Raw genomic sequence first — 24,012 nt, 5'->3', positions numbered from 1 at the left:
ATCCCCAGGTGACGGCGTTCCTGCAGTTCTGGGACAGGGTCGAGCTGTGGCTCGCCACCCTGCCGTTCCCGTTGCAGGTGGTCATCCTGCTGGCGATGGGGATCCCGCTGTTCCTCGTCGCCGCGGTGGCGGTCGAGAAGGTCGCGGACATACTCGTCCACAGGTTCCGGGCGCTCGTCGCCCCGGGAGCCGCCGAGACCGGGAAGGAGGTCCGTTGATGCCCCGGTCGCGTGTGACACTCGCCCTGGTCCTGCTGATCGCGCTCGTCGTGATCGCGTGGCTCCTCGTCGAGGTGCTCTGACCCCCTTTTTCCGGGCTGTTTCTCCCGCGGTCACCACGGAAGTGCAACGACCTCCGCAGAGTGCTCCCCGGACGTACACTCCTCGGCATGCAGCGCTTGAGTGGGCTCGATGCCAGCTTCCTCTACTTCGAGACCAGGTCCCAGCTCCTGCACGTGTGCGGGTTGATCGTCCTGGACGTGTCCGAGATGGCGGGCGGGTACTCCTACGACGCCCTACGGACCGAGCTGCATCGCCGGATCACGGCGATGCCGCCGTTCCGGCGCAAGCTGCACGACTCGCTTCTCAACGTGGACCATCCGGTGTGGGTCGAGGCCGAGGACTTCGATATCGATCACCACCTCCACCGCATCGGCATCCCGGAGCCCGGCGGGGACCACGAGCTCGCCGAGCTGTGCGCGCATCTGGCCAGCCAGCCGATCGACCGGTCCATGCCGCTGTGGCAGATGTACGTCATCGAGGGACTGCCGGACGGCCGGGTCGCGGTCTTCGCCAAGATGCACCACTCGACCGTCGACGGCGTCACCGGCGCCAACATGCTCTCGCAGCTGTGCACCCTCACCCCGGACGAGCCGGAGCTCGACCAGGAACTGGTCGAGGAGACCGCCGGTGGGTCCGGTGCCCTGGAGCTCGCAGTGGGGGGTGCGTTGTCGCGGCTGGCCACGCCGTGGAGGCTGGCCTCGCTGTTGCCCGGGACGGTCGGGGTGCTGCCGTCCTGGATCAACCGCGCCCGCAAGGGACTGGCGATGCCCGCGCCGTTCACCGCCCCGCGGACCCCGTTCAACCGCACGATCACCGGGCACCGGTCGATCTCCTACGCGAGCGTGGACCTGGCGGACATCAAGCGGGTCAAAAACGCGTTCGGAACCACGGTCAACGACGTGGTGCTCGCCGTCTGCTCGACCGCCCTGCGCAAGTACCTCGACGACCAGGACGCGCTGCCGCGTAAACCGTTGATCGCCATGGTGCCGATGTCCGTACACGCCGCGGAGTCCCGCCCGGGTACGAACCGCGTGTCGGGCATGTTCATGTCGCTGGCCACCGACATCGACGACCCGGTCGGCCGGCTTGAGGCCATCCGCGACGCCAATACCGTCGCCAAGGACCACACCGACGCACTGGACGCCAACCTCCTCACCGACTGGGCGCAGTTCGCGGCGCCGTCGGTGTTCGGCTCCGCGGTCCGGATGTACTCGCGCCTACGGCTCTCCGAGCGCCACCCCGTGGTGCACAATCTCGTCATCTCGAACGTGCCCGGCCCCAACTTCCCGCTGTACTTCCTCGGCGCCAAGATCGAGAAGATGCTGCCCCTGGGCCCGGTCTTCCACGGCGCGGGGCTCAACTGCACCGTGATGTCGTTGGACGGCAGCCTGCACTTCGGGTTCATCGGATGCCGGGACCTCGTCCCGGATCCCTGGCCACTGGCGAACGCGGTCGAGGACGCGCTGGCGGAGTTCGTCGTCGCGGCGGAGGAGCGGGAGAAGAGCGGTATCCCCTCCGCCACGCGGAAGTCGGCGGGGGAGTTGGCGCAGCAGCGCAAGGACCAGCGCAGTGCCGCCCGCCAGGCCTCGAAGGATGCCGCGAAGTCAGGGTCGAAGTCCACGGCGGTGGCCACACGCGAGAACACCTCGACGGAGGTGGTCGCGCAGGACGGTGCCGGCGACGTCGCGGGCGTCGTGCCGCAGCCCGCCGCCGCCACGTCCGGCTCAACGGCCCCGGCGAAGAAATCTCCGGCGAAGAAGGCGGCCGCGACGAAGGCGCCGGCCAAGAAGGCGGCCGCGAAGAAGGCGCCGGCCAAGAAGACAACCGCGACGAAGGCGCCGGCGAAGAAGGCGGCCGCGACGAAGGCGCCGGCCAAGAAGGCGGCCGCGAAGAAGCGGGCGGCGAAGCCGACTGGCTCCACACCCTCGGGCTCCAAGCCCACGGGGTCCGCGCCGGCGGGGTCCACGCCGGCGGGACCGGGTACCCCCGATGACGTCGGCCGGGTGCCCACCTACAGCGCGCCCGCCGCTACAGTCCTTGGCGACGACGAGTTCTCGGCGACGCCGACCCCGCCCGTCGAGACGCTGCCCACCCCGGATCCGACTGGAGATGAGACCGCATCGGACACCCAGACCGGTCAGGTGTGACCACCGCGCCCCACGACCCCGCCACACTGGCGAGCGCGCCCCCGGCCCGGGATCCGCGGGCCCCCTTCGGTATCTACCTCCACGTACCGTTCTGCTCCACGCGGTGCGGCTACTGCGACTTCAACACGTACACCGCCGGTGAACTCGGCTCGGCGACCTCCCCGGTGGACTGGGAGCGGGCCGCGGCCATCGAGATCGACCGCGCCGCGCAGGCCCTCGCCGCGACGGGGACGCCCCCACAGGTCGACACCGTCTTCATCGGTGGCGGCACCCCGTCGCTGGTCGGCGCGGACGTCCTCGTGGGGCTGCTCGGGCGCATCGACTCGACCTTCGGGCTGGCACCCGGGGCGGAGGTGACCACGGAGAGCAATCCGGAGTCCACCTCGCCGGAGTTCTTCGCCCGGCTGCGGGAGGGCGGGTTCACCCGCATCTCCCTCGGAATGCAGTCGACCGCGGCGCACGTCCTGCGCATCCTGGACCGGACCCACACCCCCGGACGTCCGCAGGAAGCGGTGGCCGAGGCCCTGCGGGCCGGGTTCGAGCACGTGAACCTCGACGTCATCTACGGCACGCCCGGCGAGACGGACGACGATCTGGCACGGACACTCGACGCCGTCGTCGACGCCGGGGTGGACCACGTCTCGGCCTACTCGCTGATCGTGGAGGACGGCACCGCGCTGGCCCGCCGGATCCGTCGCGGCGAGATGCCGGGAACGGTCGACGACGTCCTGGCAGACCGCTACGAGCAGGTCGCGGAGCGTCTCGCCCGCGCCGGGTTCCACTGGTACGAGGTCTCCAATTTCGCCACCGCGGAGTCCGGGTACTGCCGCCACAACATGGGGTATTGGCGTGGCGGTGACTGGTGGGGCATCGGACCGGGCGCGCACTCGCACGTGGCCGGCGCGCGGTGGTGGAACGTCAAACACCCCGCCCGCTACGCCGCCGAGTGCGATGCAGGCCGGCTACCCGTGGGCGGCGGAGAACTCCTCACCGGCGAGGACCGACACATCGAGCGCATCATGACCGGACTGCGCCTCGCCGAGGGGCTCGGCGACAGCGCCTTCACCCCCGACGAGCGGTCCCGCGCCGACACCCAGGTGACGGCCGGACTCCTCCGGCGCCGGGCCGCGGGCGATCCCGCGGGTCCCGGGTACGCGCTGACCGACGCGGGCCGGTTGTTGGCCGACGGTGTGGTCCGCGACGTCCTCGTCTGAACCGCGGTCGGCGGGAACTCGCCTAGAATCGAAAGTCACTGACGACGGCGGGGAGGAGCGGACATGTCGAGTACGGCCGATCGTAGGACCGATGTCCTACGCGCGATCGTGTCCGACTACATCGCCTCCCACGAGCCGGTGGGCTCCAAGGCCCTCGTGGATCGCCACTCGCTGGGTGTGTCCAGCGCGACCATCCGCAACGACATGGCCGTGCTCGAGGCCGAGGGGTTCATCGTCCAACCCCACACCAGTTCCGGCCGTGTCCCCACGGAGAAGGGGTACCGGCACTTCGTCGACTCCATCGAGGAGATCACCCCGCTGTCCCGCGCGCAGCGAAGGGCGATCCAGGTCTTCCTCGAGGGCGCCGTCGACCTCGACGACGTCCTCCGGCGGGCCGCGAGGTTGCTGTCCCAGCTCACCCGTCAGGTTGCCGTCGTCCAGTACCCGGTCCTGGGTCGCTCCACGGTGCGCCACCTCGAGGTGGTGAGTCTGAGCCCCACCCGGCTGCTGCTCGTCCTCATCACCGACACCGGTCGCGTCGACCAGCGGACGGTCGAGCTCGCCGCGCCGCTGACCGACGATCACCTCGGTCAGCTGCGGACCCTGCTGTCCGAGGCGGTCGCCGACAAGCGTCTGCCCGACGCCTCCGACGCGCTGGCCGCCACCGGTGAGCGGGCCCGCCCCGAGATCCGCGACGCGGTCGAGCGCTGCGTCACGGTCCTGGTCGACACGCTCGTCGAACACCCCGACGACCGGATCGTCCTGGGCGGGACGGCCAACCTCACCCGTTCGGCAGCCGACTTCGACGGTTCCCTGCGCTCGGTCCTCGAGGCGCTCGAGGAGCAGGTCGTCATCCTGCGCCTGCTCACCGCGGCCCACTCGGTGGGCCGGGGAGGGCCGGGTGGCGTCACCGTCCAGATCGGTGCGGAGACCCAGGCCGCCGAGATCCGCGGCGCCTCGGTGGTCTCCTCCCAGTACGGGGCGGAGGGCCAGACATTCGGCGGGATGGGGGTGCTCGGGCCCACACGGATGGACTACCCGGGAACAATCGCCTCGGTCGCCGCTGTTGCCCACTACGTGGGCGAGCTCATCACCGGGCGCTGACGTCCGTACGCTCCTTGCCGGAGCCAGATCTTCCTCTCTACGAAAGGCCAGACGTGTCACGCGACTACTACGGGACCCTCGGGGTCGATAGGGGTGCCTCGGAATCCGAGATCAAGCGCGCCTACCGCAAGCTCGCCCGGGAGTTCCACCCCGACGTCAACCCGTCGGACGAGGCGCGTGAGAAGTTCACCGAGATCACCGCGATCTACGAGGTCCTCACCGATCCCGAGAAGCGCCGGATCGTCGACATGGGCGGGGACCCGCTGGATTCCTCGCCGGGCGCCGGCTACGGCGGCGGCTTCGGTGGTGGCTTCGGCAGCGGAGGCCTGGGCGACGTGTTCGAGGCGTTCTTCGGCGGCAACGGGGGAGGCGGAGGTGGCCGCGGTCCCCGCAGCCGCGTGCAGCCCGGCTCGGACGCGCTCATCCGCGTGACCCTGGGACTGGACGAGTGCGCCACCGGCGTCACCAAGGAGATCCAGGTGGACACCGCCGTGCTGTGCGAGAAGTGCCACGGCAAGGGCTCGGCCACCGACGCGCCGCCGGCCACCTGTGGCATGTGTCAGGGCCAGGGCGAGATCCAGTCCGTCCAGCGTTCGCTGCTCGGCAACATCATGACCAGCCGCCCGTGCCCCACCTGCGCCGGAACCGGGGAGATCATCACCGACCCGTGCGGCGAGTGCACCGGCCAGGGCCGCGTCCGCAAGCGCCGCACCGTCTCGGCCAAGATCCCGGCCGGTGTCGGCGGCGGCATGCGCATCCGCCTGTCCGGGCAGGGCGAGGTCGGCCCCGGCGGCGGTCCCGCCGGCGACCTGTACATCGAGGTCACCGAGCGCAACCACCCGGTGTTCGTCCGCGACGGCGAGGACCTGCACTGCACCGTCCGCGTGCCCGTGGTCGACGCGATGCTCGGCGGCGAGGTCGAGCTCGAGACCGTCGTGGGCGACCCGCTGACGATCGACATCCCGGCCGGTACCCAGCCCGGCCACACCGTCACGCTGACCGGGCGCGGGATGCCCCGCGTGCGCGGCGGCGGCGCCGGTGACCTCACCGTCCACATGGAGGTCGTGGTCCCGGAGAAGCTCGACCGCAAGCGCCGCGACCTCGTCGAGCAGCTGCGCCGCCTCGACGGGGACTCCGCCGAGGTCGTCAACGAGGACACCGCCCGCCGCGGTGGCCTGTTCTCCCGCCTGCGCGACGCCGTCGCCGGGCACTGAGGGCGGCGTGACCCCGTCGTTGTTCCGGGCCGGGACGGTCCCCGGTGTCGGTGAGACGATCGTGCTCGACGGGCCCGAGGGGCGGCACGCCGGATCCGCGCTGCGGGTCCGGGTGGGGGAGGCCATCCGGGTCGGTGACGGCCGCGGTGCGGTGGCGGACTGTGTGGTGACGACGACGAGCCCCGGCAGGGTCGAGGCGGAGGTCGTCTCCCGGGTCGACGTGCCCCGCCCGACCCCGGAGGTCACCGTCGTCCAGGCCCTGCCCAAGTCCGAACGGTCGGAGCTGGCGGTCGAGTTGGCGACCGAGGCCGGCGCCGATCGGATCGTGCCGTGGCAGGCCGACCGCTGCGTGAGCCGTTGGACCGGCCCCAAGGTCGACAAGGGCCGCACTAAGTGGACCAACGCCGCCCGCGCCGCCGCCAAGCAGTCGCGGCGGGCGTGGGAGCCCCAGATCGGCGACCTCGTCGACTCCACGGCCCTCGCCGCCCTCGTCGCCTCCGAGGTCGACGCGGGTGCCCGCGTACTCGTCCTGCACGAGGACGGCGCCGCCGGTTTCGCGGACGCCGTGGCCGCGGGCCCGCCGGCGGCGCGGGTCCTCGTCGTCGTCGGACCCGAGGGCGGGGTCTCCGACGCCGAGCTCGACGCCCTCACGGCGGCCGGCGCCCGGCCAGTCGTCCTGGGCCCGGAGGTGCTCCGCACCTCCACCGCCGCCACCGTCGCACTCGCCGCGCTCGGCGTTCTCACTCCGAGATGGTCGGCCGCGGGGTCTACACTCGACCCAACCTCACCACGACACGGGAAGTGATCCACGTAAGCACCGCAGGAAACGACATCCGACGGGACTCCGGCGACTCCACCGCCCGCACCGCCGTCCAGCTGGACCCCGACCTGGCGATGGCGGTGCTCGGCGCCGCCGACGCCAACCTCCGCGCGCTCGAGGACCTGCTCCACGCCGACCTGCACGTGCGGGGCGGCACCATGACCATCTCCGGTGATCCCCCCGACGTGGACCGCGCCTCCCGCGTCGTGTCCGACCTCCTGCGCCAGGCGCGCAGGGGAGTGGAGATCACCCCCGCCTCGGTGCGGCGTTCCGTGGAGATCCTCGCCGACTCGGGACCGCTCACGCCCGAGGAGGTGCTCGGCACCGACGTCCTGTCCCGCCGCGGCGGGATGATCCGGCCCAAGACCCTCGGCCAGAAGCGGTACGTCGACGCGATCGACGACCACACGATCGTGTTCGGACTGGGTCCCGCCGGCACCGGCAAGACCTACCTCGCGATGGCCAAGGCCGTCGCCGCGCTGCGCGCCAAGGAGGTCAGCCGCATCATCCTCACCCGGCCCGCGGTCGAGGCCGGCGAACGGCTGGGGTACCTGCCCGGCACCCTGCACGAGAAGATCGACCCGTACCTGCGGCCGCTGTACGACTCGCTGCACGACATGATGGACCCCGAGGCCATCCCCAAGCTCATGGCGGCCGGGGTGATCGAGGTGGCACCGCTTGCGTACATGCGCGGGCGGACCCTCAACGACTCGTTCATCATCCTCGACGAGGCGCAGAACACCACGCCCGAACAGATGAAGATGTTCCTCACCCGCCTCGGCTTCGGCTCGAAGATCGTCGTGACCGGTGACATCACGCAGATCGACCTCCCCGGCGGCCAGCGCTCGGGGCTGAAGGTCGTCCGCGACATCCTCACCGGCGTCGACGACATCCACTTCTCCGAGCTCACCTCGAAGGACGTCATCCGGCACGCACTGGTGGGCCGGATCGTCGACGCCTACGCCAAGCACGAAGCGCGCCTCGAACGGGGCGACCGACCCGCCAGCCACAAGAACAGGGAGCAGCGCCGCCGATGAGCATCGAGGTCGCCAACGAGTCGGGCGTGGAGGTCGACGAGGCAGAACTCATCGACGTGGCCGCGTTCGTCATCGCCCGGATGGACGTCCACCCCGCCGCCGAGCTGTCGATCACGCTCGTCGACAAGGACACGATGGCCGATCTCCACGTGACGTGGATGAACCTGCCCGGCCCCACCGACGTCATGAGCTTCCCCATGGACGAGCTCACCCCCGGTGGGCGGCCCGACCTGCCCGAGCCCGGCCCGGCGATGCTCGGCGACATCGTGCTGTGCCCGGCCTTCGCCGCCGACCAGGCAGCCAGCTCCGGCCATCCGCTCGCGCACGAGCTCGCGTTGCTCACCGTCCACGGGTGCCTGCACCTGCTCGGGTACGACCACGCCGAGCCCGCCGAGGAGCGGGAGATGTTCGGCCTGCAGAACGAGCTGCTGGGTGAGTGGTACGACCACCGCGACGAGGCCCCGAGAGTGGACGCCTGACTCGTGAACGAGACCATCACCGCGGCCGTCGGCGCCGTGCTGCTCATCCTCGTCGCCGGACTGTTCGCCGCCCTCGACGCCGCCCTGAGCACCGTCTCGGTGGCCCGGGTGGAGGAGATGGCCAAGGAGAACCGGTACGGCGCGGCCAGACTGTCGCGGATGCTTGCCACCCGGCCGCGGTACATCAACGTCACCGTCCTGCTGCACCTGCTCAGCCTCGTGGCGGCCGCCGTGCTGTTCACCGTGGTGTTCAACGACGTCATCGACTCCTCGGCCTGGGCGCTCGGCGTCGCCGCCGTGGTGACGACCGTCGCCGCCTACGTCGTTGCCGGCGTCGGTCCCCGCACCCTCGGCCGCCAACACGCCTACTCGATCGCCCTGAGCTCCGCGACCGCGCTCACCGTGGTCGGGTTCGTCCTCGGCCCGGTGGCCTCCCTCCTGGTGGGGGTCGGCAACGCGGTCACCCCGGGGCGGGGTTTCCGCAACGGACCGTTCGCCTCCGAGATCGAGTTGCTCGAGATCGTCGACATGGCGCGCGAGCGCGGCGTGGTGGCCGACGACGAGTCCCGCATGATCCAGTCGGTCTTCGAGCTCGGCGACACCACCGCCCGCGAGGTCATGACCCCGCGCACCGAGATGGTGTGGATCGAGTCGGACAAGACCGTCGGCCAGGCCGCGCGGCTCACCGTCAAGTCCGGGTACTCGCGGATCCCGGTGGTCGACGGGGACAACTCCGACGACGTGGTGGGCGTGGTCTACCTGCGTGACATCGTCGCCCGTCTCGACGACCCCGACGGGCGCGCCGCCCCGGTGGCCGACGTGATGCGCCCCGCGGTGTTCGTGCCCGACGCCAAACGGATCGACGACCTGCTGGCCGAGATGCAGCGCGACCACAACCACCTGGCGATCCTCGTCGACGAATACGGGGGGACCGCCGGGCTGGTCTCCATCGAGGACATCCTCGAGGAGATCGTCGGGGAGATCGTCGACGAGTACGACACCACCGAGGTGCCGCCCGTCGAGGACCTCGGCGACGGGCGCTACCGCCTGTCCGCCCGGCTCGGACTGGACGAGGTGGCCGAGCTGTTCGACGTCGAGTTCGCCGACGAGGTGACCGAGGAGGTCGAGACCCTGGGCGGGCTGCTCGCCCTGGAGCTCGGGCGCGTCCCGCTGCCCGGGGCACACGTCGTGTCCACCGGGCTCGACCTGCGCGCCGAGGGCGGCCACGACCGGCGCGGACGGGTCAAGGTGGTCACGGTGGTGGCGACGCCCGTCGAGACGAACGAGGACGACACCCAGGATCACGACGAGGAGAACAGATGAGCACCCCCGAGGGCTACCGGAGCGGGTTCGTCAGCTTCGTGGGCCGGCCCAACACGGGCAAGTCCACGCTGACCAACGCGCTCGTGGGGGAGAAGATCGCCATCACCTCCTCCCGGCCGCAGACCACCCGGCACGCGATCCGCGGGATCGTGCACCGGCCGGACGCCCAGATCATCCTGGTCGACACCCCCGGACTCCACCGCCCCCGCACCCTGCTCGGCGAGCGTCTCAACGCGCTCGTGGAGGACACCTACTCCGACGTCGACCTCATCGGTCTGTGCATCCCTGCCGGGGAGCGCATCGGCCCCGGTGACCGGTGGATCCTCGAGCAGGTCCGCAAGCTCTGCCCCACCACCCCGGTTCTCGGGTTGGTGACCAAGATCGACACCGTCTCCAAGAAGAGGGTCATGGAGCAGCTCGTGGCGGTGTCGAAGTTCCTCGGACCGGACTCGGAGGTCGTCCCGGTGTCGGCGGCGTCGGGCGAACAGGTCGACGTGGTGGCCGACGTCATCGCGACCCTGCTGCCCGAGGGACCGCAGTTCTACCCCGACGACATCATCACCGAGGAGTCCGACGAGAGCCGGATGGCCGAGCTCATCCGCGAGGCGGCCCTCGAGGGTGTCCGTGACGAGCTGCCCCACTCGATCGCCGTGTCCATCGAGGAGATCCTCCCGCACGAGGGGCGCGACGACATGGTGGACGTCCACGCCACCGTGTACGTGGAACGGCAGAGCCAGAAGTCCATCGTGCTCGGCAAGGGCGGCTCGCGCATGCGCGAGGTCGGTACCACCGCCCGGGCCGGCATCGAGAAACTGCTCGGCACCAGGGTCTACCTCGACCTGCACGTCAAGGTCCTCAAGGAGTGGCAGCGCGACCCCAAGATGCTGGGACGCCTGGGCTTCTAGCCTCTCCCACGGCTTTCGCCCGTGGGACAATGGACACCTGAGTGCGCACGCACCCGCGTGCGCGCCCCGCCCCGGAAGTCGCCCCGGAAGGAGGCCCGGATGCATCCCTTCACCGACACGGGCCTCGTCGTGCGGACCTACGACCTCGGGGAAGCCGACCGGATCGTCACCCTGCTGACCGAGCGGCACGGGCTGGTCCGCGCCGTCGCCCGGGCCGTGCGCCGCACCCGGTCCCGGATGGGCGCGAGCCTCGAGCCGTTCGCGGTGGTGGAGGTACAGATCGCCCCGGGCCGTGGCCGCAGTGGTCTGGGAACGATCCGCCAGGCCAGTAGCCGTGAGTCGCTGGCGCGTCCGCTGGTGGCCGACTACCCCGCCTACACCTCCGGGTGCGTGGTCCTGGAGACCGCCGAGCGTCTCGCGGGCGAGGAGGGGGCGCCCACCCCGCGGTTGCTCGGCCTCGCCGTGAACGCCCTGCGCTCCCTGGCCGAGAACCGTCGCGAGCCGGGCCTGGTCGCCGACGCGTTCCTCCTGCGCGCCATGTCCGCGTCCGGGTGGGAGCCCGTCCTGGACTGCTGCGTGCGCTGCGGCGTGGTGGGCCCGCACCGGGCCTTCCACGTCGCATCCGGGGGGACCGTGTGCGTGCACTGCCGCCCACAGGGATGCGCCATGCTCTCACCCGGCGTGGCCGAACACCTGTCCGCGCTACTGGCGGGGGAGTGGGACGCCGTGGGGATGTCCTCGCCCGCCGTCGTGCGCCAGGCCTCCGGCATCGCCGCCGCCCACCTGCAGTGGCATCTCGAACGAGACCTGCGCAGCCTGCCCCTGGTCGACCGCGGCACGGTCGGCCCCGTCGATCGAGCAGAGGAGTCCCGTGCCCGGACTACCCAGATTTCGTAAGCGTCCCGCCCCGCGGTCGACCACGGTCCGGCCACCCACCCCGCACGCGTCGGGTGCCCGCCCGCCGGCCATCCCGGCAGAGTTCGTGCCCCGCCACGTCGCACTGGTCATGGACGGCAACGGACGCTGGGCGCAGGAGCGCGGCCTGCCCCGCACGGAGGGGCACAAGCGCGGCGAGGCCGTGCTCATGGACGTCGTCCAGGGCTGCATCGAGATGGGTATCCCGTACCTGTCCGCGTACGCCTTCTCCACCGAGAACTGGAAGCGCAGCCCCGAGGAGGTGCGGTTCCTCATGGGCTTCAACCGGGACGTCCTGCGCCGGCGCCGGGATGAGATGCACGCGCTGGGCGTGCGCGTGCGGTGGGCGGGGCAGCGACCCCGGCTGTGGCGGTCGGTCATCTCGGAACTGGAGGAGGCCGAGGAGCTCACCCGCGACAACACGGTCATGACCCTGGCGATGTGCGTGAACTACGGGGGCCGCGCCGAGATCGTCGACGCCGCCCGCGACTTCGCCCGCCGTGTGGCCGCCGGCGAACTCTCGCCCGAGGACCTCACGGAGGACAACTTCTCCCAGTTCCTCGACGAGCCGGATATGCCGGACGTGGACCTGTTCCTGCGGCCGTCCGGGGAGCTGCGCACGTCCAACTTCATGCTGTGGCAGGCCGCCTACGCCGAGTTCGTCTTCCAGGACACCCTGTTCCCGGACTTCGACCGGCGCGACCTGTGGGCGGCGTGCCTCGAGTACGCCGAGCGCGACCGACGCTTCGGGGGCGTCACCAGCTCCTGACCCCCCACGCCGGATCCGCTCCCGCGCCCGGCGTCCCGCGCGCGCGACTGACCACGTCAGGCAGGCGGGTCCGCTGTGCCCCCCGCGCACTCCGCGCACAGCCCGAACAGCTCGACGGTGTGGCTGACGTCGGTGAACCCGTGAGCCCGGCCCGCGCGGTGGGCCCAGACCTCGACCCCCGGCTCCTCCACCTCGACGGTGAACCCGCAGACGCGGCACACCAGATGATGGTGGTGCGAGTCGGAGCACTTCCGGAAGATGAGCTCGCCGGAGTCGGTCCGCAGCACGTCGACCGCCTCAGCGTCGGCCATCGACTGGAGGGTCCGGTACACCGTCGTGAGCCCGATCGTGTCGCCGCGCTCGCGGAGTTCGGCGTGCAGGTCCTGCGCTGAGCGGAATCCCTTGGACTCGTCGAGCAGGGCGGAGATCGCGCTGCGTTGACGCGTCGACCGCACACCGATGGGTTTGTCCGGAGTGGTCATCGCGCTACTGCTCCCCGGCGTGCCCGACGGCCGCCTCGACGATGTTGAGGAGATGTCCGTCCAGCAGTTCGTAGCGCATCTCGCGACCCTGCCGATGGGAGGAGACCACCCCGGACGACTTGAGGACCCGCAGGTGTTGGCTCACCAGGGGCTGGGTGACGCCCAGGGCGTCGACGAGTTCGTGCACGCATCGCGGCCCCTCCCGCAGCTGCAGGACGATCCCGATGCGCAGCGGCGCGGACAGGGCGCGGAGGAGTTCGCCCGCAGCGGACACCACGTGCTCGGGTGGCAGGGGAACGGGAGCGGCCCGGTGGTCGGCGTCGTGGACGTCCGTGACCGGGTCGGATCCGGTCGATCGGGGTCCGCTTGGCATCGTCTCCGCCTTCGGGGCTCGCTGATGGGCTCGGTCGCCGCCGGCGCCGTATCGGGTAGGGGACCCCAGTATCCCAGACCCGGGGCCCCGACCGGATACCCTGGTGAAAGTGCCCGGGCGCCGGCCCGTGCCGAGGTGGTCCACCCGACACCTCCGCCCACCGACTCACCAAAGGGAGAACCCCCGACGTGGCAGCCTCAGCTTCCGTCATCGACACCGTCGTCAACCTCTGCAAGCGCCGAGGACTGGTGTACCAGTGTGGCGAGATCTACGGCGGCACGCGCTCGGCGTGGGACTACGGCCCCCTGGGCGTGGAACTCAAGGACAACATCAAGAAGCAGTGGTGGCGCACCTTCGTGACCGGCCGCGAGGACGTGGTGGGCCTGGACTCCTCGATCATCCTGCCCCGCCAGGTGTGGGAGGCCTCCGGCCACGTCGAGACGTTCACCGACCCGCTCATCGAGTGCCGGTCCTGCCACACCCGGCTGCGTCAGGACCACCTCCAGGAGGCCTACGCTCTCAAGAAGAAGCTGGACCATCCTTCCGAGGCCCCGATGTCGGAGATCGCCTGCCCCAATTGTGGGAACAAGGGGCAGTGGACCGAGCCCCAGCTGTTCTCGGGCCTGATGAAGACCTTCCTGGGCCCGGTGGACAACGAGACCGGCCTGCACTACCTGCGCCCGGAGACCGCGCAGGGGATCTTCGTCAACTACAAGAACGTCATGACCACCGCGCGGCGCAAGCCGCCGTTCGGCATCGGTCAGATCGGCAAGGCGTTCCGCAACGAGATCACCCCCGGCAACTTCATCTTCCGCACCCGCGAGTTCGAGCAGATGGAGATCGAGTACTTCGTCAAGCCCGATGAGGCCGACGAGCACTTCAAGGCGTGGGTCGAGGACTGCTGGGACTGGTTCGTGGACCTGGGCATCGACCCGGGGAATCTGCGTCGGTTCGACGTCCCGGACGACGAGCGCGCGCACTACTCGGCGGGCACCATCGACTTCGAGTACAAGTTCGGGTTCTCCGGCAACGAGTGGGGCGAGCTCATGGGGATCGCCAACCGCACGGACTACGACCTGACGCAGCACCAGACCCATTCCGGGGAGGACCTGCAGTACTTCGACCAGGCATCGGGCGAGAAGTACATCCCGCACGTCATCGAGCCGAGCTTCGGTCTGACCCGCGCGCTCATGGCCTTCCTCGTCGACGCCTACACCGAGGACGAGGCCCCCAACGCCAAGGGCGGGGTGGACACCCGGACCGTGCTCAAGCTCGACCGTCGCCTCGCGCCGATCAAGGCCGCGGTGCTGCCGCTGTCGCGCAACGCCGACCTGTCGCCGAAGGCCCGCGACCTGGCGGCCCAGCTGCGCAAGAACTGGAATGTGGACTTCGACGACGCGCAGGCGATCGGCCGCCGCTACCGCCGCCACGACGAGATCGGCACCCCGTTCTGCATCACGGTCGACTTCGACACTCTCGAGGACCAGGCCGTGACCATCCGTGAGCGCGACACCATGGCGCAGGAGCGCGTGGCGATCGACCAGGTCGAGGGGTACCTCGCGCAGCGCCTGATCGGGTGCTGACGGAGTCCCCTGGCACACTGGTCGGGTGAGTAGATCCCGGTCCCCGCTCCGCGCGGTGTCCAGGGCCGTCGGCTGGCTCCTGGCCATCGCACTGCTGTTGTGCCTGGTCATACCCGGATTCATCTCGTTCCGGGTATGGCACGTCGCGCGGGTTGACGACCGCGCGCCGGCGGACGCGATCGTGGTGCTCGGCGCCGCGCAACACAACGGCAACCCCACCCCGGTGTTCCAGGCGCGGCTCGAGCACGCGGCCCTGCTCTTCGAGGAGGGGGTTGCACCGCAGATCATCACGGTCGGCGGTAACCAGCCGGGGGACCTCTACACCGAGGCCGGCTCCGGACGGGCCTATCTGACCCAGCTCGGTGTGCCCGCCGAGGTGATCCTGGCGGTGGAGACGGGGACCAACACCGAAGGCAGTCTGGAAGCGGTGGCTCAGACCGTGCGCGATCAGGGCGGCCAGTCGGTGGTGCTGGTCAGTGACCCCACGCACTCGTACCGTTCGCGCATGATGGCGCGGGACGCGGGGTTGGAGGCGTGGACCTCGCCGACCAGGCACGGGCCGGCGGTCTGGACCCGGGAGAACCAGATCATGGGCATCGTCCGTGAGACGGGCGCGGTGCTCTGGTACCAGTACCACCGGATCGCCGGGAGCGATGTGGACTTCCCGGACTGAGCCCCGGGACGGGTCGCATGAGCCGGCCCGGCCGCGGCACGGATGACGGGGCGGTGACGCCCGGAGGAGAAGTGGATGACGGGATACGCGTACGACGCCGCGGACGCCGAGCGCCGGGTCGACGAGGGCTCCGGCCGCGCCCGGGAGAAGGCCAGCGAGCGCAGCCCGTTCGACCGTGACCGTGCTCGCGTTCTGCACTCGGCCGCGTTGCGCCGTCTCGCGGACAAGACCCAGGTGGTCGGCCCCGGGGACGGCGACACCCCGCGGACCCGCCTCACCCATTCGCTCGAGGTCGCCCAGATCTCCCGCAGCATCGCGGCCGGACTGGGCTGCGACCCGGACCTGGCGGACCTCGCCGGGCTGAGCCACGACATCGGGCATCCGCCCTACGGTCACAACGGCGAGCGGGCGCTGGACGAGGTCGCGCGCGGGTTCGGCGGTTACGAGGGCAACGCCCAGACCGTCCGGATCCTGTCGCGGCTCGAGCCCAAGGTCGTCGACGCCTCCGGCCGTGGGGTGGGGCTGAACCTCACCCGCGCGGCGCTGGACGCCGCCACCAAGTACCCGTGGCTGCCGCGGGAGGGGACGCGGAAGTTCGGCGCGTACGCCGATGACGCGGACACCCTCGCCTGGATCCGGCAGGGCGCTCCCGGGGACACGCGGTGTCTCGAGGCCCAGATCATGGACTTCTCCGACGACGTGGCGTACTCGGTGCACGACGTCGAGGACGCGATCGTCGCCGGCCGACTCGACCTGCGCTCACTGTCCGACCGCTCGGAGGTCGCGGCGCTGGCCGAACTGGGTGCCGAGGAGTTCCGAGGACCGGACGCCGACCAGCTGGCGCGCGCGGCCGGGCGCCTCGGTTCGCTCGAGGTGGTGCGCGCCGTGCAGCCGTTCGACGAGAGTTTCACCGGGTTCGTCGCGCTCAAGGCCCTGACCAGTGAGCTGGTCGGCCGGTTCGTCATGCCCGCCATCCACGCCACCCGCGAGGTGCACGGCGCGAAGCCGCACGGGCGCTACAGCGCGGACCTCGAGGTGCCGGAGGAGGTCGAGGCCGAGGTGGTGATGCTCAAGACGATGGCCGTGCGCTACGTCATGAGCGACCCCGGCCACCGCCTCCGTCAGGACCGCCAGCGAGACCGGATCCACCGGGTGGCGGAGTTCCTCGCCCAGTCCGCGCCCGCGGGCCTCGACCCGGTCCTGCGGCCCCTGTGGGACTCGGCCCCGGACGACGCCGCTCGGATGCGGGTGATCGTCGACCAGATCGCCCTGTACACGGAGAGCCGGCTCGAGCGGGTCGACCGGGCGAGCGCGGGCATCCAGGCCGCCTGGGGCTGAGCAGCTCGCCCCCGCCCCCGACCCCGCGGCCGCCGGCCGCCGCCCGCGCTCGGGGCCCCCGTCAGCCGACCGCGCGCACGACCGCGCCGACCAGTCGCTCCACGCCCACCGCGTCGAGGCTCGAGCCGGGGGAGAAGCCGGTCCGGACCACCACGAGGTCGGCCGAGGGGACCACCACGACGTACTGCCCGTCGTGCCCGGAGGCCCAGAAGGCGTCCGCCGGCATTTCCGCGAACCGGGGCGGGGAGCCGTCGCCGGCCTCGTTCAGCCACCACTGGGCGCCGTACGGTTCGGGTTCGCCGCCCGCCGGGACCCCGGTCGTGGCGTAGTCCATCCATCCCGCGGGCAGCAGCCGCTGTCCGTCCACCTCGCCGTCGTCGAGCACGAACCGACCGAACCGCGCCCAGTCGCGCGGGCTCGCCCACAGGTACGAACTGCACACCGATCCGCCGGAGGCGTCGGCCTCGAGGACAGCGCTGCGCATCCCCAGCGGGCGGAAGAGCAGTTCCGCGGCCATCTCCGGCCCCAGTCCGGTGCGTTCGTGCAGCAGGTCGCAGAGAATGTTGCTCGTGCCTGACGAGTACTGACGGAACTCACCGGGGGCGTGGGCGGTCGGCTGTGACGCGGCGAACGCGGCCATGTCCGGTTCGAGGAAGAGCATCCGGGTGATGGGTGTGCCCAGGTCGTACTCCTCGTCCCAGTCGAGGCCGGACGTCATGCGCAGCAGGTGGTCCAGCGAGATCCGCGACCGTTCGTCGGTCCACTCGGGGCGCAGGCCGGTGGCGGCGGGGTCGAGGCCGGCGTCGGGGAACTCGACCTGTGCGCGCCCGACGAGCGTGGAGGCCACGCTCTTGGCCATGGACCAGCCGAGCTGGCGGGTGTCCGGGCCGAAACCGTCGGCGTACCGCTCGCCGAGGATCTCGCCGCGATGGACGACGACGAGGCCCCGCGTCCCCTCCTGCGCCGCGGCCTCATCCAGTGCCGACGAGACCTCGTCCGGGGCGTCGGTCGCCTCGGCCAGGCGGACACCCTGTGCGCCGTCCTCGCGCAGTGGCGGGGGCGGCTCACTGCCCTGCGCTCCCGCGGCGCGGTCGCCGAGGGCGCAGCCGTGCTCGGAGACGTGGGCGGTCTGCCGGAAGCCCACCCCCAGCACCGAGGCGGTCGCGGTCCCGGCCTGCTCGTCGACAGACGTCCGCATGACGGGGACGAGCGGGTTGGGCGGGAGGTCGGACCCGTAGTCCTCGCGGCCCGCGAGGTAGTGCAGGGCGCACGCGTTGTGGGCGGCGTACCCGGTGCCGGTGAGCAGCATCGGCCGGTACCAGGCGCCCACCGCGACGACGGCCGCGACGAGGAGGACGATCACCGCGACCACCGCGATGAGGGCTCTGCGCCGACGAGTCATGGGGTCAGAACCGCCCGCCCGCGCCGCCGCCACCGAAGCCGCCGCCACCGAAGCCACCGCCGCCGCCCAGGCCTCCGCCGCCGAAACCGCGGGCGGAGCCGAAGCCGCCCCCGCCGCCGCGGAGCATTCCCTGGATCAGCGCGCCCGCGACCATGCCGCCGACCATCGCACCGGTGCTGGACCCGCCACGGCCGTAGGGTCCGCGCCGTCCGCCGTAGCCTCCGTAACCCCCGGAGTACTGGGGCCGGGAGGCGTCGCTCTGCGCCAGCCGCAGGGCCTCGCGTGCGAGGTTGAGGGCGCGCTCGGCGGCGGGGAACGCGGCCGGCCCGACCGTGCCCTCGGCGGTCGCCAGCGAGCTCTTCGCGGCCGCGAGGCGGGTGCGGGCGGCCTGCCCGATCACGTACGAGCGGCTGCCGATGAAGTCGTCGGCCTCACGGACTGCTCCGGCGGCGCGGGTGATCGCGGCCCGGCGGGCGGCACGGGCGCGGCTGGCCGCCTCGGCCTCGTGCCCGGCGGCCGCAAGGGCCTCGTCGAGGTCGCGGTCCACGTCGATGAGTCGGGAGAACGTCCCCAGAGGGTCGGTCTGCCCGTCACGGCGGGCCTCGTCGACGGCCTCGCGTGCGGCGGCGGCCACCTGCGTGAGGGTCCGGCTGGAGGTGTCGCTGACGTCGGTGGAGGCGAGCAGCCGCGAGGCCATCGTGAGCTCGTCCTCGACCTCCTCGATCAGCGGAGCGAGGTCGCGGCGCGCGGTGGCGATGTCGTCGGCGGCGTGGTCCACCCCGTCGACGAGCTTCTCGGCCCGGGAGAGCTCGCCCTCGGCGGAGGTGATGGCGTCCACGGCCTCGCCCTGCTCGCCGACGGGCCGGGCCAGTGCCGCTCGTGCGCGTGCGGTCTCACCCTCCGCGGCGTCGAGCAGCTCCGCGGCCAGGGAGAGGTTGTCGGAGATGGAGGTGAGCACGCCGGACGGGAACCGCTCGCGCAGGTCCGCCATCGACTTCTCGGCCTCGGGGAGCCGGGCGCGGAGGGTGACCGCGCGGCGGGTGAGCGCGTCGACGGAGGCGGCGCCGTTGATCAGCAGATCGCGCATCTCGGCGAAAGCCGTGGACTGCCCCTCCAGGCCGCGTTCGGCGCGTTCGGCGCGGGCGGCCACCTCGAGCAGCATGGCCTTGCGTTGGTCGGGTGTCTCGGGGATGTCGTCGTCGAGTCGCTGGACGAGCGCGTGGGCGGCGGCGACGTCGGACCTGGCCGAGTCGAGGGCCGCGCGGAACGGCCGGGTCCGCAGCTCGCCGAACTCGCCCGCGGCGGTCTCGAGTGCTTCGGTGGAGGCGCCCACCGACTGATCGGCGTCGGCGAGGCCGGAGCGGGCCCGGGCGTCGAGCACCTCCACCGGCAGGGCGGACATCCTCGCGGTGTCGTCGCCGGGGATCTCGCGGGCGTCCTCGGCCTGCTTGGCGGTCCGGGTGGTGCGGCGCCGGCGGGAGAACAGGACCACTGCCACGACCAGGGCGATGATTACCGCGATGGTGGCCAGCAGGGCGAACGGCGAGATCTCCGAGCCGGAGCCCTGCCGCTCGAGCCCGTCGGCGGCGCCGGTCACCGCGCCCGCCCAGTCGCCTACGGCCAGGCGCGGTTCGATGTCGCGGTCGGCGATCCGCTGATCGGAACGCTGGTCTGCGGACTCGAACCAGTACCTTCCGTCCTCGACGGCCACCGCGAGAAGGACGTCCGAGGACCCCAGGTCGGACAGTTGCGCGGTCTGCCGGGCCCACTGGTCGGGCGGGATCCCGTCGAAGCTGTCGACGAACGTGACCCACAGCTGGATCTGGTCGGTCGAGCGCAGTTCGGCCAGCCGGCTCTCCACCTCGCGGGTGTCGCCGCCCAACACCCCGGCGGAGTCGGTGAGCTGTTGCGCCAGGTTCGACGGGCGCTCGGCGGAGGCGCCGGGGGCGGCCCACACCATCGCGCAGGCGAGGAACGCGACGACCGTCGCGAGGGCTGTCTCCGGGGCCTGGCTGAACCGGGAACGGGGTCGCCGGGCGGCGTCGGGCAGGAGTTGGGCGGCGATCATGGCCCCAGCGTATCGGCCCCGAACAGGGGGCACGCCGGTCCTCGGCGGAGGCGGCTACTCTGGGCGTCATGGCAGGGCGGATTCCGGAGCAGGACATCGCCGCGATCCGCGAACGCACCCGTATCGAGGAGATCGTCGGCGAGTACGTCGCGCTCAAACCAGGTGGCGCGGACTCGCTCAAGGGGCTGTCCCCGTTCAAGGACGAGAAGACCCCCTCGTTCCACGTGCGTCCGCAGCACGGCTACTTCCACTGTTTCTCGACGGGTGAGGGTGGCGACGTCTTCGCGTTCCTCATGAAGATGGAGCACATCAGCTTCGTCGAGGCGGTGGAGCAGCTGGCAGACCGGCTGGGTTACCGCATCTCCTACGAGGGTGGCGGGCAGGTCATCCAGCGCGATCGCGGCACGCGGTCCCGGTTGGCGCAGGCCAACGCGGCCGCGCAGAAGTTCTACGCCGAGCGACTGGCGCAGGATCCGGAGGCGGAGACGGCGCGCACCTTCCTCACCGACCGCGGGTTCGACATGGCCCAGGCCCAGCACTTCGGCTGCGGGTACGCGCCCGCCGGCTGGGACACCATGAGCAAGCACCTCATGCGCCAGGGGTTCGAGCCCAAGGAACTGGAGGCGGCCGGGCTGTCCAAGACGAGCTCGCGCGGCACCCTCATCGACCGTTTCCACCGCCGGTTGCTGTGGCCCATCCGCAACCTCGGCGGTGAGGTGATCGGGTTCGGCGCGCGCAAGCTGTTCGAGGACGACACCCTGGGCAAGTACATGAACACGCCCGAGACGATGCTCTACAAGAAGTCGCAGGTGCTGTTCGGTCTGGACCTGTCCAAGCGGGAGATCGCCTCGCAGCGCCGCGCGGTCGTGGTCGAGGGGTACACCGACGTCATGGCCATGCACGCGGCCGGCGTCACGACGGCGGTGGCCGCGTGTGGCACCGCGTTCGGCGAGGACCACCTGTCCACGCTGCGGCGCCTGATGTTGGACGACAACTACTTCCGCGGCGAGATCATCTACACCTTCGACGGCGACGAGGCCGGCAAGAAGGCCGCGCTCCGGGCGTTCTCGGGTGATCAGCAGTTCTCCGGCCGGACGTTCGTGGCGGTGGCCCCGCCGGGGACGGATCCGTGCGACCTGCGTCAGAACAAGGGTGACGCCGCGGTGCGGGATCTCGTGTCCGCGCGGGTGCCGATGTTCGAGTTCGCGATCCGGTCGATGCTGGAGGATTACGACCTCGACCACGCCGAGGGGCGTGTGGAGGCCCTGCGTCGCACGGTGCCGGTGGTGGCCGACATCCGCGATTCGACGCTGCGTGACGAGTACGCCCGCCAGCTCGCCGGTTGGGTCGGTTGGGACGATCCTGCGACGGTGGTGCGCCGCGTCCGCGAGGAGGCGCGCAAGAAGGGCCGTGCGCGGTCGGCCGGGTCGGGTCCGGGGCTGCGCAAGCGTGCCCCCGGTGGACCCGGCGGGGGAGCCCGACCGGGGTGGGACGCCGCCGAGCGTGGGGGCGGCGCGGGTCGTGGCCGTGGGGGATACGACGACGACGAGGCCGGCGGCCGCGAAGCTCCGCAGACACCGGAGGTGCCGACGGGCGTGCCCATCCCCGCCGCGGCGGACCCGGTGCTGTGGCCCCAGCGGGAGGCCGTGAAGGCGGCCCTACAGTACCCGGGGCTGGCCGGGCCGCTCTTCGACTCCCTACCGGAGGAGTGCTACACCCACCCCGCCTATGCCACGATCGCGCAGGCGCTGTCGAAGGCCGGGGGGTGCGCGGCCGGCAAGAGCGGCGCGAACTGGGTCGCCGAGGTCTCCGAGGGGCTGGGCGACGACGGGCTGCGCCGGTTCGTCGGGAGCCTCGCGGTGGAGACACTGCGCGTGTCCGAGGAGGCGTTGCCCCGCTACATCTCCGGTGTCCTGGCGCGTCTGCAGGAGGTGTGGGTTTCGGGTCAGATCGCGGACCTCAAGTCCAAGGTGCAGCGGATGAGCCCCGCGGAGGATCCCGAGGGCTACTCGGCGTTGTTCGGTGATCTGGTGGCTCTGGAGGAGTACCGGCGCGGCTTGTTGAACCAGGCGGTCGGCGCGACTCCGGACATCGCCTGACCAGCCGATTTGGTTCGTCGGCCCGGGGCGCACTAAGGTAAGTTCTCGGTATCCGGCATCACCGCCGGTCGCCAGCAGTGATCCCCCATAGCTCAATTGGCAGAGCATTCGACTGTTAATCGAAGGGTTATTGGTTCGAGTCCAATTGGGGGAGCTCAGCAACCAGGTCAGTGGCTTCCGAGCCCTGACCTGGTCTGCATTTCAGGGTGGTCAGCCGGGTGGGCCGGTAGATCAGCTCCTGGATCGGGCCGTCGAGGGTACGGCTCTCGAGCAGCTCGAGGTCACCACCCGCGGCACCCTCGAAAATCGGCCGCGTGCCCGTCTGACCGCCGCCTCGCTGCAAAGTCTTGTGGGAAACGCGGTGACTGGACACGTAGGTCCGAGGTGGCGACCGGGGGCGACGACGACGAGGTGGCGCGCGCGAACACCGGGCCCGCGGCGCTCGATACCGGCAGAACCGGTGCCGTCGTCGTCTCCTCCACCGCCGCCGCGCACGGCCTCCGCGAGGACACCACCGGCCCCGCCATCGAGGGTTGGCTCTTCGAGCGCGGTTTCTCGCCGGTCGAGGTGCACGTGGTGGCCGACGCCGACATCGCCACCGCCGTCACCGAGCATGTACGCCGCCCGGGACACTCTCGCCCGGCTCTGCGACGAGGTCGCGGCCGAGCACACCTCGGCGGCCGATTCCGGGCGCACGGTCCGCGTGTCCGCCGTCCACCGCGTGGGCGTGCTGCCGGTGGGCGAGGTCGCGGTGGTGGTGGTCGCTGTGGCTCCGCATCGGGCCGAGGCGTTCGCGGCGTGTTCGGAGCTCATCGAGCGGCTCAAGCACGGGGTGCCCATCTGGAAGCGGCAGCGCTTCACCGACGGCGTCTCCGAATGGGTGGGCGTCGGCGACTGCTGACCCGGTCAGGCCGGCCGTCTGCGTGGACGGTGCCTGTCCTGACCCGGTGGATTGATGAGTGTGCCATCGTCGGCGACGATGCGGTCCGCATAGGCGTTCCACTCGCGTTCCCAGATGGCGTCACGGGCACGGGCCAAAGGGCCCTTGGGTCTGGTGCGGTGTTCGTGTCCGGTGTCGGTGATGATGACGAGTTCACCCAACGGCCCGGACCTGTAGGAATTGGTCCCGAACGTCTTCTCCCGGTGGTGTTTGCGGCACAGGCAGACGAGGTTCCACTCGGTGGTCGGCCCACCGAGCTCAGGGTCCTTCTTGTTGAACGCGATCACATGGTCCACGTCACAGGACTCGGCGGGAACCGAGCACCCCGGGTGTCGGCAGGTGCCGTCGCGCATGCGGATCCGCTCGGCCATCGCCGGAGTGATCACGTAGCGCAGGGCGTGCTCGGGGGAGTCGAGCACGCCGGGGGCGGGGTCGATGAGTTCGAACCGCACGCTCGCAGCGTCGCCCTCGAGCAGTTCCGTGCAGAGCCATTCGAAGCTGCTGTACGTGCCGTGGACGAACTCGACGCGGTTGGGCAGCCCCCTGGACGCGGAGGCGATCACGCTGATGCGGATCGGCTGACCTGCCCGCGCGGCGTTGCCCAGTGTGGGTCGGGGGAGGTCCGCCCCGAGCCTGACGTCGCCGAGTTCGATGCCGTCGTACTCGGACGCAGGGGCCGGGTCGGAGCCGGGGCCGGAGCCGGAGCCGGGGCCGGGGCTGGTCGCGGACGGGCCACCAGCAGGCGGATAGACGGCGAGCGCGGCGAGGGCGTCGGCGCGGAGCTGGTCCAGAGAACCGTCCAGTCCGTCCGCCGAGGCGGCCGACGCGTCGGTCTCGATGCGCCGC

The 24,012-nt window shown here is 71.3% G+C and carries 20 protein-coding genes, 1 tRNA gene and 3 pseudogenes; 18 read left to right on the top strand and 6 right to left on the bottom strand.

Features of this window, described 5'->3' with window-relative positions; translation table 11 throughout:
• The first annotated feature begins 8 nt into the window (after positions 1–8).
• The 12 genes and pseudogenes from AC3DE3_RS08085 to AC3DE3_RS08030 all read left to right on the top strand — a co-directional run bounded on the left by AC3DE3_RS08085 (position 9) and on the right by AC3DE3_RS08030 (position 12,208).
• A complete protein-coding gene (locus tag AC3DE3_RS08085; protein ID WP_260486765.1) occupies positions 9–218 on the top strand; it encodes a hypothetical protein in 210 nt (69 codons plus the stop codon).
• Between the two features lie 170 nt (positions 219–388).
• A pseudogene (locus AC3DE3_RS08080) lies at positions 389–1,777 on the top strand (WS/DGAT/MGAT family O-acyltransferase); the annotation flags it as partial.
• 677 nt (positions 1,778–2,454) lie between these two features.
• On the top strand, positions 2,455–3,642 hold the full coding sequence (gene hemW, locus AC3DE3_RS08075; RefSeq protein ID WP_260489269.1) for a radical SAM family heme chaperone HemW: 1,188 nt from the start codon (positions 2,455–2,457) through the stop codon (positions 3,640–3,642).
• A gap of 63 nt (positions 3,643–3,705) precedes the next feature.
• Positions 3,706–4,746: a heat-inducible transcriptional repressor HrcA gene (gene hrcA / locus AC3DE3_RS08070; RefSeq protein ID WP_488369656.1), complete on the top strand. Its 1,041-nt coding sequence runs from the start codon at positions 3,706–3,708 to the stop codon at positions 4,744–4,746.
• A gap of 53 nt (positions 4,747–4,799) precedes the next feature.
• Complete coding sequence (gene dnaJ / locus AC3DE3_RS08065) at positions 4,800–5,960, top strand: molecular chaperone DnaJ (protein WP_488369655.1); 1,161 nt, start codon at positions 4,800–4,802, stop codon at positions 5,958–5,960.
• Positions 5,961–5,967: 7 nt separating this feature from the next.
• A complete protein-coding gene (locus AC3DE3_RS08060) occupies positions 5,968–6,765 on the top strand; it encodes a 16S rRNA (uracil(1498)-N(3))-methyltransferase (protein WP_260486762.1) in 798 nt (265 codons plus the stop codon).
• Positions 6,711–7,817, top strand: coding sequence for a PhoH family protein (locus AC3DE3_RS08055; RefSeq protein ID WP_396118937.1), 1,107 nt, complete (start codon positions 6,711–6,713; stop codon positions 7,815–7,817). The genes AC3DE3_RS08060 and AC3DE3_RS08055 overlap by 55 nt, the downstream gene beginning before the upstream one ends.
• Positions 7,814–8,296, top strand: coding sequence for an rRNA maturation RNase YbeY (ybeY, locus tag AC3DE3_RS08050; protein WP_260486760.1), 483 nt, complete (start codon positions 7,814–7,816; stop codon positions 8,294–8,296). The genes AC3DE3_RS08055 and ybeY overlap by 4 nt, the downstream gene beginning before the upstream one ends.
• A gap of 3 nt (positions 8,297–8,299) precedes the next feature.
• Positions 8,300–9,619, top strand: a complete 1,320-nt coding sequence (locus AC3DE3_RS08045; protein WP_488369654.1) for a hemolysin family protein — start codon at positions 8,300–8,302, stop codon at positions 9,617–9,619.
• On the top strand, positions 9,616–10,524 hold the full coding sequence (gene era, locus AC3DE3_RS08040) for a GTPase Era (RefSeq protein WP_260486758.1): 909 nt from the start codon (positions 9,616–9,618) through the stop codon (positions 10,522–10,524). Before AC3DE3_RS08045 ends, era begins: the two co-directional genes overlap by 4 nt.
• Before the next feature lie 99 nt (positions 10,525–10,623).
• Entirely contained in the window at positions 10,624–11,421 is a 798-nt protein-coding gene (gene recO / locus AC3DE3_RS08035) for a DNA repair protein RecO (RefSeq protein WP_260486757.1), read from the top strand.
• On the top strand, positions 11,396–12,208 hold the full coding sequence (locus AC3DE3_RS08030) for an isoprenyl transferase (protein ID WP_488369653.1): 813 nt from the start codon (positions 11,396–11,398) through the stop codon (positions 12,206–12,208). The genes recO and AC3DE3_RS08030 overlap by 26 nt, the downstream gene beginning before the upstream one ends.
• 56 nt (positions 12,209–12,264) lie before the next feature.
• On the opposite strand, the gene AC3DE3_RS08025 is transcribed toward AC3DE3_RS08030, so the two are convergent.
• Complete coding sequence (locus AC3DE3_RS08025; RefSeq protein WP_488369652.1) at positions 12,265–12,690, bottom strand: Fur family transcriptional regulator; 426 nt, start codon at positions 12,688–12,690, stop codon at positions 12,265–12,267.
• A 4-nt stretch (positions 12,691–12,694) separates the two neighbouring features.
• Positions 12,695–13,063 (bottom strand): ArsR/SmtB family transcription factor, encoded by a 369-nt coding sequence (locus AC3DE3_RS08020; RefSeq protein ID WP_488369651.1) that lies wholly within the window; start codon positions 13,061–13,063, stop codon positions 12,695–12,697.
• A 188-nt stretch (positions 13,064–13,251) separates the two neighbouring features.
• Between AC3DE3_RS08020 and AC3DE3_RS08015 the strand changes: the two genes are divergently transcribed.
• The 3 genes from AC3DE3_RS08015 to AC3DE3_RS08005 all read left to right on the top strand — a co-directional run bounded on the left by AC3DE3_RS08015 (position 13,252) and on the right by AC3DE3_RS08005 (position 16,657).
• The gene (locus AC3DE3_RS08015) at positions 13,252–14,646 is read left to right on the top strand and encodes a glycine--tRNA ligase (protein ID WP_488369650.1); all 1,395 of its coding nucleotides are present in this window, start codon (positions 13,252–13,254) and stop codon (positions 14,644–14,646) included.
• A gap of 55 nt (positions 14,647–14,701) precedes the next feature.
• Positions 14,702–15,319, top strand: a complete 618-nt coding sequence (locus AC3DE3_RS08010) for a YdcF family protein (protein ID WP_488369825.1) — start codon at positions 14,702–14,704, stop codon at positions 15,317–15,319.
• Positions 15,320–15,394: 75 nt separating this feature from the next.
• On the top strand, positions 15,395–16,657 hold the full coding sequence (locus AC3DE3_RS08005; RefSeq protein ID WP_488369648.1) for a deoxyguanosinetriphosphate triphosphohydrolase: 1,263 nt from the start codon (positions 15,395–15,397) through the stop codon (positions 16,655–16,657).
• 61 nt (positions 16,658–16,718) lie between these two features.
• On the opposite strand, the gene AC3DE3_RS08000 is transcribed toward AC3DE3_RS08005, so the two are convergent.
• On the bottom strand, positions 16,719–18,059 hold the full coding sequence (locus AC3DE3_RS08000) for a serine hydrolase domain-containing protein (RefSeq protein ID WP_260486752.1): 1,341 nt from the start codon (positions 18,057–18,059) through the stop codon (positions 16,719–16,721).
• A gap of 4 nt (positions 18,060–18,063) precedes the next feature.
• Entirely contained in the window at positions 18,064–20,127 is a 2,064-nt protein-coding gene (locus AC3DE3_RS07995) for a TPM domain-containing protein (RefSeq protein WP_488369647.1), read from the bottom strand.
• 68 nt (positions 20,128–20,195) lie between these two features.
• Between AC3DE3_RS07995 and dnaG the strand changes: the two genes are divergently transcribed.
• Both dnaG and AC3DE3_RS07985 read left to right on the top strand, forming a co-directional pair.
• A complete protein-coding gene (dnaG, locus tag AC3DE3_RS07990) occupies positions 20,196–22,226 on the top strand; it encodes a DNA primase (RefSeq protein ID WP_488369646.1) in 2,031 nt (676 codons plus the stop codon).
• An 81-nt stretch (positions 22,227–22,307) separates the two neighbouring features.
• A tRNA-Asn gene (locus tag AC3DE3_RS07985) sits at positions 22,308–22,380 on the top strand.
• A gap of 63 nt (positions 22,381–22,443) precedes the next feature.
• Here the strand turns inward: AC3DE3_RS07985 and AC3DE3_RS07980 are convergent.
• Positions 22,444–22,554: pseudogene (locus AC3DE3_RS07980) on the bottom strand (dihydrofolate reductase family protein); the annotation flags it as partial.
• 306 nt (positions 22,555–22,860) lie between these two features.
• On the opposite strand from AC3DE3_RS07980, the pseudogene AC3DE3_RS07975 reads away from it, so the two are divergent.
• Positions 22,861–23,127 (top strand): annotated as a pseudogene (locus tag AC3DE3_RS07975) (molybdenum cofactor biosynthesis protein MoaE); the annotation flags it as partial.
• 5 nt (positions 23,128–23,132) lie between these two features.
• Here AC3DE3_RS07975 and AC3DE3_RS07970 read toward each other — a convergent pair.
• Positions 23,133–24,012 (bottom strand): HNH endonuclease signature motif containing protein (locus AC3DE3_RS07970; RefSeq protein ID WP_488369645.1); only part of this gene is annotated, 880 nt, incomplete at its 5' end.

This window comes from Dietzia sp. IBK-p2-16D (genome assembly GCF_057773085.1).
The sequence above is the reverse complement of the archived record's forward strand: the minus strand, read 5'-3'. Positions and strand labels throughout refer to the sequence as shown.